Raw genomic sequence first — 8,854 nt, forward strand, 5'->3', positions numbered from 1 at the left:
GTTTATGGGAGGTAGTAAGAATGAAAAAAATGTTCAAACGTGCCGCTGCATCCGTGACAGCAGCAGCGATGGCAGTGAGCATGACCGCATGCGGCGGCTCTGGAGCAGCAAATGCGACACAGGCAGCAGATGCTTCTGCAGAAGGAAGCGAGGCAGCAGCTTCGACGATCGACAACAAAGACATCAAGATCGGTGTTTCCATCTGGTCCTCCACCGATGTACTTGGTTCCCAGTGTAAGCTGATCATCGATGAGGCAGCAAAGGCTCTGGGTGTTCAGGTTCAGTACGTTGACCAGGGTCACGTATCTGAGAAGGTTACCGCATCCGTAGAGCAGTTAGCTGCAGCAGGATGCCAGGGTATCATCATCTGCAACTCTTCTGATACAGAGATGACATCCGCTATCAAGACATGTAATGACAATAAAGTATATCTGGCACAGTTCTTCCGTGTTATCAGCCAGGAGAACAGCAAAGATATCTATGATTTAGCAACTGCATCACCGTACTACATCGGTGCTGTTCATGAGAACGAGCCGGAGAACGGTGAAAAATTAGTTCAGATTCTTCTGGACAAGGGCGACAGAAACATCGGTCTGATCGGCTGGGAGCAGGGCGACGCTACCTGGCTTGGCAGATGGGAAGGCTACAAAGCTGGTGTTGAGAAATGGAATGCAGAGCATCCGGATGATCAGGCGAAGCTTTCTGAGCCGCAGTACGCAGGTACTTCTTCTGAGGGTGGTTCCAAGGCAGCAGAGGCTCTGATGTCCGCAGATCCGACTCTGGATGCATTGATTCCGGCAGGCGGCGGCGGTGACCCGCTTCAGGGCGCTATCGCAGCAGTTGAGCGTGCAGGCAAGACTCAGGATATCGACATCGTTTCCACAGACTTCCTTCCGGATCTGGGAGAGAGACTTGAGAATGGTTCCATGGCTGGTGAGTCTGGCGGACATTACTGCGATCCGCTTATCGCTTTCATGATGGTTTACAACGCAATCAAGGGTAACTACACAGGTATCGAGGGCAGCTTCGAGGATGTTCCGTTCCCGTATCTGTATGTATCTTCTCCGGACGACTACAAAGCATATGAGCAGTACTTCGTAGATCAGCTTCCATACACCGATGAGGAACTGGTAGCTATGTCCGAGCTTAGCCTGGATGACCTGAAAGCAACTGCAGCTGGTATCTCCATTGAGGATGCTGCACAGAGAGCAGGCAACTAATTAATTCAGAAACGGATTCAAATTATAGAATTTTAAGAGGCTGAATGTAATAGAAAAGGCCGGTATCGCACGGCGCGATGCCGGTCTTTTCTTTAAAAGAAAAAAGAGACTGAGCAGTTATGAATGAGGTATAAAATATGGGTTCTTCTGTTGTTGAAACAACCGGAAAGAAAAAACTTTCGGGAACTGCCAAGGGTTATATCATCCTGGTAGGCCTGGTAGTGCTTTCCTGGGCGATTTTTAAAGTTCTGACGCCGGGCAATTTTGGTTCTCCGGCCAATATGCTGAGTTATTTTCAGGCCAGCCTGATCGCGACGGTTGGCGCTGTTGGTTTTTACTTTGTTATGGTTATGGGTATGTTCGATTTCTCCATCGGCGCGAACATCATGCTTTCAGCGATTGTAGGCTGTGTATTTGCCTCTCGTTTCGGCATGGGATATGCCGGTCTTATCATCGGCAGCGTGCTGACTGGTACCATTGTCGGACTTTTAAACGGTATTTTTTATGTAAAACTCCGTATCCCGTCCATGATTGTAACGACGGGTCTGGCTCTTATCTATGAGTCGGTTGCCAACTACATCGCAGGCGGCGTGGAGCAGACGCTTCCGTCCAACCTCCGTGCATTCGGACAGATGCCGTGGAACATTATTCTGGCACTTCTGGCATGTGTGGCAGCTTACATTTTCTTAAATTATACAAAGATTGGTACGTATACATATGCGATCGGCAGCAACGAGTTCGTAGCGAAAAACATGGGTATCAATGTTAATAAGTACAAAGTACTTGCATTTATCTTAAGCGGCGCATTTTTAGGCGTTATGGCGATTTTAACGATCAGCTACGGTTCCTCCATGGTAGCGGTAACCGGTATGGCGTCGATGAGCCGTAACTTCGTTCCGACGATGGGATGCTTCTTCGGTCTGGCGTTTAAGAAATACGGCATGCCGCTGCAGGCGATCGTCATCGGCGAGTTTGTTATCAACATTATTTTCTTTGGTTTCATCGCGATGGGCGCACCGACAGCGATCCAGGACGTTATTACAGGTCTGGCACTGTTAATTATCATCACGCTGACCACAAAAGCAGAAAAAGGCGAGATTGTCAAGTAAATCGAGGGAGGAAATGCAATGAGCGAGGTAAGATTACAGGTAAAAAATCTTTGCAAGTCCTTCGGTATCACGAAGGCAGTTCAGAATGTGTCTTTTAATGTCAATAAAGGCGAGGTTCACGCGCTGATCGGAGAGAATGGTTCCGGTAAATCGACGCTGACCAACATGCTGACCGGCATCTACAGTATCGGAAGCGGTACCTTCATTCTGGATGGGAAAGAGATTCATCCGAAGAATCAGGTAGAAGCCAACAACGAGGGTGTTTCTATTATCGTACAGGAGTTAGGAACCCTGTCGGGACTTACAGTAGCGGAAAATATATTCCTGGGACACGAAGATCAGTTCGTACATATGGGAATTAAAAATACAAATGCCATGAATAAAAAGGCGACGGAGCTTCTGAAACAGTACGGCTTCGAGCGCATCAAGGCGGCAGACATCATCGACAACTACAATTTCGAGGATCGGAAGCTGGTCGAGATCGTAAAGGCAACCTACTTCAATCCGAAGATTGTTGTCATCGATGAGACGACCACGGCACTTTCCCAGGAAGGCCGTGAAGAACTTTACAAACACATGAACCGCATCCGTGAGAGCGGCAACACGGTTATCTTTATCTCCCATGACCTTCCGGAGATTCTGGAGAAGTCAGATACCATCACGATCCTGCGCGACGGCGTTTACATTGATACCGTCAAGAGCAAGGATGTGACCGAGGACGATCTGAAACGTCTGATGGTAGGCCGTGAGGTAACAGGTGATTATTACCGTGCGGATTACGGCGAGAAAGTATCAGATGAAGTCGTTCTTTCTGTTAAGAACGTGACGGTTCCGGGACTCATCGAGGATGTCAGCTTTGATCTTCACAAGGGCGAGATCCTTGGCTTTGGCGGTCTGTCCGAGTCCGGTATGCATGAGATCGGCAAAGCAATCTTTGGCGCTTCCTATGACAGAACCGGTACGGTACAGCTGGCAGACGGAACGCAGATCAACGATATCCCGGGCGCGATCAAGCACAGCATCGCGTATACATCGAAGGATCGTGATAATGAGTCAGTCGTTTTAAACCAGAGCATCGGCGACAACATCTGCCTGCCGTCCCTGGATTCGCTGGCAAACAAGCTTCACCTGTTGAGCGATAAGAAATTAAGAGAATTTTCCAACCAGTTTGCAAAACAGATGTCCGTTAAGATGGTAAACGTAAACCAGTTCGTTTCGGAGCTTTCTGGTGGTAATAAGCAGAAGGTCGTTCTGGCAAGATGGATTGGAAAAGATTCCGATATTGTCGTTCTCGACAGTCCGACCCGTGGTATTGATATCAAGGTTAAACAGGACATTTACCAGTTAATGAACCAGATGAGAAAGAACGGAAAATCGATTATCATGATTTCCGAGGAGCTGATGGAGCTGATTGGTATGTGCGACCGCATCATTATCATGAAGGACGGCAAGATCAGCGGTGAGCTGGAACGTGATGAGGCGATGGATGAGAACAGCCTGATCACGATGATGGTATAAGGAGGATGCAATGGAGAATCAAGTTAAGACAAGTACGGAAAATAAAGAGCAGCAGCTCAAAAAGTTATCAAAAATGACGATGATCCGTTCGCTTCTGCCGATTGCGGGACTGATTATCATCTTTCTTATGTTCAATGCCCTGACGAATTTCCGGATGATGAATAACCTTCCTCTGGTACTTTCCCAGGTGTATGTCACCATGATTTCGGCAACCGGCGTATTCTTTATCATGACGATGGGCGGTCTGGATTTCTCCCAGGGTTCCATTCTTGGTATTGCATCGATTGTTGTCTGCATGGTTTCCAAGACCAGCATTCCACTGGCGATTGTGGCAGGTATCGCGGTTGGTGCAGCGATCGGCGCCATCAACGGTTACTTCTATGTATACCGCAAGATTAAATCCTTCATCGTTACGATTTGTACGATGTTCTTATTCCGTGGATTTATCAAATATCTGACGACCAACGCGCCGGTAGCCGGCTCTGCGATGTTAATCAACTTCGACAGCACTGAATTAAAGCTGGCTTGTACGTTGGCGGTCCTGATTATCGGATTTATTTTATTCCGCTTTACCAAGTTTGGTACTTATTTAAAGGCGATCGGAGCAGGTGAGAAAGCAGCGATGTTCTCCGGCATCCGTACCGACCGCATGAAGTTCCTTATCTACACACTGGCAGGTGCGATCACAGGATTTGCCGCATTTATCAATGTTATCAAGGTTGGTTCGGTTACTTCTTCCGGTGGTAACCAGCTTGAGACCCAGATCCTGATTGCACTGGTACTGGGCGGTATGCCGATTTCCGGTGGTGCGAAGGTACGTTTTGAGAATATCATCGTTGGTTCTCTTCTGTACATCGTCCTGAACAGTGGTCTGACGATGATGGGCTTTACCACACAGATGATGCAGCTCATCCAGGGTGTTGTATTCCTGATATTCGTAGCTGTATTCGCAGACCGACAGTCCCTGCAGGTTATCAAATAGGACAGACGAAAGCGACATCTGGAGGTTACAGTATGAGGGAGAACAGCAGCCGGAATCAGGATGGACTTAAATATCAGAAGCTCTACAACTGGGGTCGGACGCTGATTATGAGCGGGGTGCTCCGGAATATGGACAAGTTTCCGTCCGAGCACATGCTCCAGAATAAATTTGGATACTCCCGCCAGACGGTCCGCAACGCGCTCGACCGCCTGGAGCAGGACGGGCTGATTGCCCGGGTCAAGGGAAGCGGCACCTACGTTTCCTACGCGCCGGAGAAGAATAAGGAAGAACGTCCCCGCATCGGACTGATTCTCAGTTATTTTTCAGATTACCTGTTTCCGCAGGTGTATGAGGGAATCGAGTCCGTCCTGCGGGAGGAAGGCTATGAGATCAGCGTTTCAGTCACGCGCAACCGCTTAAATGACGAGGCTCTGTATCTCAAGGGGATGCTGGGGCGCAATGTGTCCGGACTCATCATCGAGGGGACGCGTTCCAGTTTCCCGAATCCGAATCTGCGGCTTTACAAGGAGATACGGCGGAGAAATATTCCGACGCTGTTTATTCACAATCATTACCAGAATGAGACGTTTGACAGCGTGGAGATGTCGGATGCGCGCGCGGGCTATGAGCTGACGCGGATTCTGATACAGAACGGACATACCCGGATCGGCGGTATTTTCAAATACGATGACTGGCAGGGGATCGAGCGTTACCGCGGCTTTATTGAGTGCCTGTCGGATTTCGGGATCGATTTCCAGGAGGACTGGATCCGCTGGTATTCGACCCGGGATATGGAAGAGAAATTAAGCAAAAAGGGACTCCAGCGGATGTACCGCCGGACGAAGGACTGTACCGCGATGATCCTCTACAACGACGAGGTGGCAGGCAGCTATATGGATTTTTTAAAGGACCGTGGGCTGCGTGTGCCGGAAGATATTTCCCTGGTATCGTTTGATGATGCCGGACCGGCGCAGGAGGGGGATCTCACGATCCTGTCCGTGATTCATCCCAAGTACAATCTTGGGCGGCTGACAGCGCGTAATCTTCTGCGGATGATAGAGGATCCGGACTGGCAGGAAAAGAAGTATTCGTACCGGTTTCCAGTGATGTTTAACAACGGAAATTCGGTTCGGGATATACATTGAAAATGACAAGGAGGCAGATTAAAATGAAAAAGTTATACTTTATTGTGGGTTCCCAGGACTTATACGGAGAGGAATGCCTGAAACAGGTTGCAGAAGACAGCCGTCAGATGGTTGCATTCTTAAACGAAAAAGTGGGCGATCTGGCAGAGATCGAACTTCTTCCAACCGTAGAGACTTCTGAAATCTGTATTCAGGATATGCGGAAAGCTTCGAATGATGATGACTGTGTCGGCGTTATCACATGGATGCACACCTTCTCCCCTGCAAAAATGTGGATCAAAGGTCTGCAGGAATTAAGAAAACCGCTGCTTCATTTACATACACAGGCAAATGAGAAACTTCCGTATGATGAGATCGACATGGATTTCATGAACCTGAACCAGTCCGCACATGGCGACCGTGAGTACGGCTTCATCGTTGCCAGAATGGGTATTCCGCATGAGGTTGTAGCTGGATATTACAAACATGACGATGTGGTAGCAAAGATCCGCCAGTTTGCATCCGTTGCAAAGGCTATCTCCTACTCTAAGTCCTTAAAGGTAGCTTCCTTCGGCAACAACATGCGCGAGGTGGCGGTTACCGACGGCGACCGCGTAGAGAGCCAGATCAAATACGGCTGGGAGTGCAACTACTATGCACTGGGCGATCTGGTTGACATCATCAACCAGGTAACCGAGGAAGAGATCGACGCGAAGATGAAAGAGTATACTGATAAGTATACAATGAAGACCGACCGCATTGATTCTGTCCGCGAGCAGGCTAAATACGAAGTGGGTCTGGAGAAATTCCTCTCCGCGAACGGGATCGGTGCATTTGCAGACACCTTCCAGGATCTGCATGGCTTAAAGCAGCTTCCGGGTATCGCAGCTCAGAACCTGATGGGCAAAGGCATCGGCTTTGGTCCGGAGGGTGATTACAAGATTTCCGCTCTGTCTGCAGTCCTGATGAAGATGTCCGAGGGCAAAGAGGGCGCAACCGGCTTTATCGAGGATTACACCTACGATCTGACTCCGGGACAGGAGTTAGAGTTAGCTTCCCATATGCTGGAGGTTCCGCCGGCATTTGCAGCAACTAAACCGGAGATCGATGTAATTCCGCTGGGTATCGGCGGCAAGGAAGATCCGGCAAGACTGATTTTCGACGGCGTGACCGGCGATGGTATCCAGGTAACGATGGTAGATATGGGCGATCATTTCCGCATCATCTGTGCAGATATCGAGCTTGTAAAACAGCCGAAACCGATGCCAAAACTTCCGGTAGCGAGAATTATGTACCGTCATAAACCGAACTTCCAGATCGGTACGGCTGCATGGTGCTACGCAGGCGGCGCTCATCACTCCGTTGTATCTACCGCTCTGACGAGAGATGACATCGCTATGTTCGCGCGTCTGACTGGTACCGAGTTAATTACAATCGGCGAAGATACGACAGAGGCTGATTTACAGAAATTCTTTATGAAATAATAGGGCGTTTGAAAGATAAAAATTTTTGAAAAAGACGTAACTGCATAAGTTTTTGTCACAACTGTGAAAATAGAATAGTTATGAATGACGGGGCGTGCCGCAGCCAAGGGGATGAAAATTCCGGCGGCGGTGCGCTTTTTGCTACAATGAGGAGGATGGATATGGGCCGCAGTGCGGAAGAGATCAAGAAAGACATAGAGAGCGGAAATACAGCGCTCGGAATTGAATTTGGTTCGACCCGAATCAAGGCAGTCTTGACGGACGGCACGACCGCGCCGATCGCGCAGGGGAGCTATGAGTGGGAAAACCGTCTGGAAAATGGTATCTGGACCTATTCCCTGGAAGATATCTGGAAAGGCTTAAAGGACTGCTACGCGGATCTGGCTGTCGATGTGAAGAAACAATACGGTTTAACGCTTAAAAAGGTTGGTGCGATGGGCGTCAGCGCCATGATGCACGGCTATATGGCATTTGATGCGGACGGAAAACTGCTCGTTCCGTTCCGTACCTGGAGAAATACGATGACCGCCGAGGCAGCAAGACGCCTGACGGACCTGTTTAACTATAATATCCCGCAGAGATGGAGTATTGCACACCTGTATCAGGCGGTGATCAACGGCGAGGAGCATGTATCCCGCGTGCATTTCCTGACCACCTTAGCCGGATATGTACATTGGAAACTGACCGGTAAGCAGGTACTTGGCGTCGGCGATGCTTCGGGTATGTTCCCGATCGACCCGGCAACCGGACAGTATGATGCTGAAATGCTGGATAAGTTCGAAGAAATGATGGTTCCAAAGGGATATCCGTGGAAGCTGCGCGACCTTCTGCCGGAGGTTCTGAGCGCTGGCGATGAGGCGGGAACGCTGACTGAAGAAGGCGCGAAGCTGCTGGATGAGAGCGGCAATCTGGAAGCTGGCATTCCGCTGTGCCCGCCGGAGGGCGATGCAGGAACCGGTATGACTGCAACCAATAGTGTGGCAGTCCGCACCGGTAACGTATCTGCCGGAACTTCTGTATTTGCAATGGTTGTTCTGGAAAAGACTCTGGAGACGGTTCACCAGGAGATTGACATGGTAACTACGCCGGACGGTCATCTGGTCGGCATGGTTCACTGCAACAACTGTACCTCCGATCTGAATGCCTGGGTAGGTCTGTTTGAAGAGTTCTATGAGCTGATGGGTCAGAAAACAGACCGCAACACCTTGTTTGGAACCCTGTACCGCAAGGCGCTTGAGGGCGATGAAGACTGCGGCGGACTGATGTCCTACTGCTACCTCTCCGGCGAGCCGATCACCGACTTCGAGGAGGGACGCCCGCTGTTTATGCGCCGTCCGGACAGCAAGCTGGGACTGGCAAACTTCATGCGTACCCACTTATACAGTTCTCTGGCAACCCTGAAATATGGTCTGGACAT

The 8,854-nt window shown here is 49.6% G+C and carries 7 protein-coding genes; all 7 read left to right on the top strand.

Annotated elements, in window-relative coordinates; translation table 11 throughout:
• The first annotated feature begins 20 nt into the window (after positions 1–20).
• A complete protein-coding gene (locus QVO97_RS02990; RefSeq protein WP_022358934.1) occupies positions 21–1,220 on the top strand; it encodes a sugar ABC transporter substrate-binding protein in 1,200 nt (399 codons plus the stop codon).
• A 137-nt stretch (positions 1,221–1,357) separates the two neighbouring features.
• Positions 1,358–2,329, top strand: a complete 972-nt coding sequence (locus tag QVO97_RS02995) for an ABC transporter permease (protein WP_022358935.1) — start codon at positions 1,358–1,360, stop codon at positions 2,327–2,329.
• An 18-nt stretch (positions 2,330–2,347) separates the two neighbouring features.
• The gene (locus QVO97_RS03000; protein ID WP_022358936.1) at positions 2,348–3,847 is read left to right on the top strand and encodes a sugar ABC transporter ATP-binding protein; all 1,500 of its coding nucleotides are present in this window, start codon (positions 2,348–2,350) and stop codon (positions 3,845–3,847) included.
• Between the two features lie 10 nt (positions 3,848–3,857).
• Positions 3,858–4,829 carry an ABC transporter permease gene (locus tag QVO97_RS03005; RefSeq protein ID WP_022358937.1) on the top strand — a complete coding sequence of 324 codons (972 nt, stop codon included), beginning with the start codon at positions 3,858–3,860 and terminating at the stop codon, positions 4,827–4,829.
• A gap of 32 nt (positions 4,830–4,861) precedes the next feature.
• Positions 4,862–5,974: a GntR family transcriptional regulator gene (locus tag QVO97_RS03010; RefSeq protein WP_022358938.1), complete on the top strand. Its 1,113-nt coding sequence runs from the start codon at positions 4,862–4,864 to the stop codon at positions 5,972–5,974.
• Between the two features lie 23 nt (positions 5,975–5,997).
• Positions 5,998–7,437 carry an L-arabinose isomerase gene (araA, locus tag QVO97_RS03015; protein WP_022358939.1) on the top strand — a complete coding sequence of 480 codons (1,440 nt, stop codon included), beginning with the start codon at positions 5,998–6,000 and terminating at the stop codon, positions 7,435–7,437.
• 161 nt (positions 7,438–7,598) lie between these two features.
• Positions 7,599–8,854, top strand: a 1,256-nt coding sequence (locus tag QVO97_RS03020) for a xylulokinase (protein WP_288188758.1), incomplete at its 3' end; no start/stop codon positions are given.

Origin of the sequence: Clostridium sp. CAG:43 (assembly GCF_000434655.1) — a bacterium.
GTDB classification, from domain to species: Bacteria; Bacillota; Clostridia; order Lachnospirales; family Lachnospiraceae; genus Otoolea; species Otoolea fessa.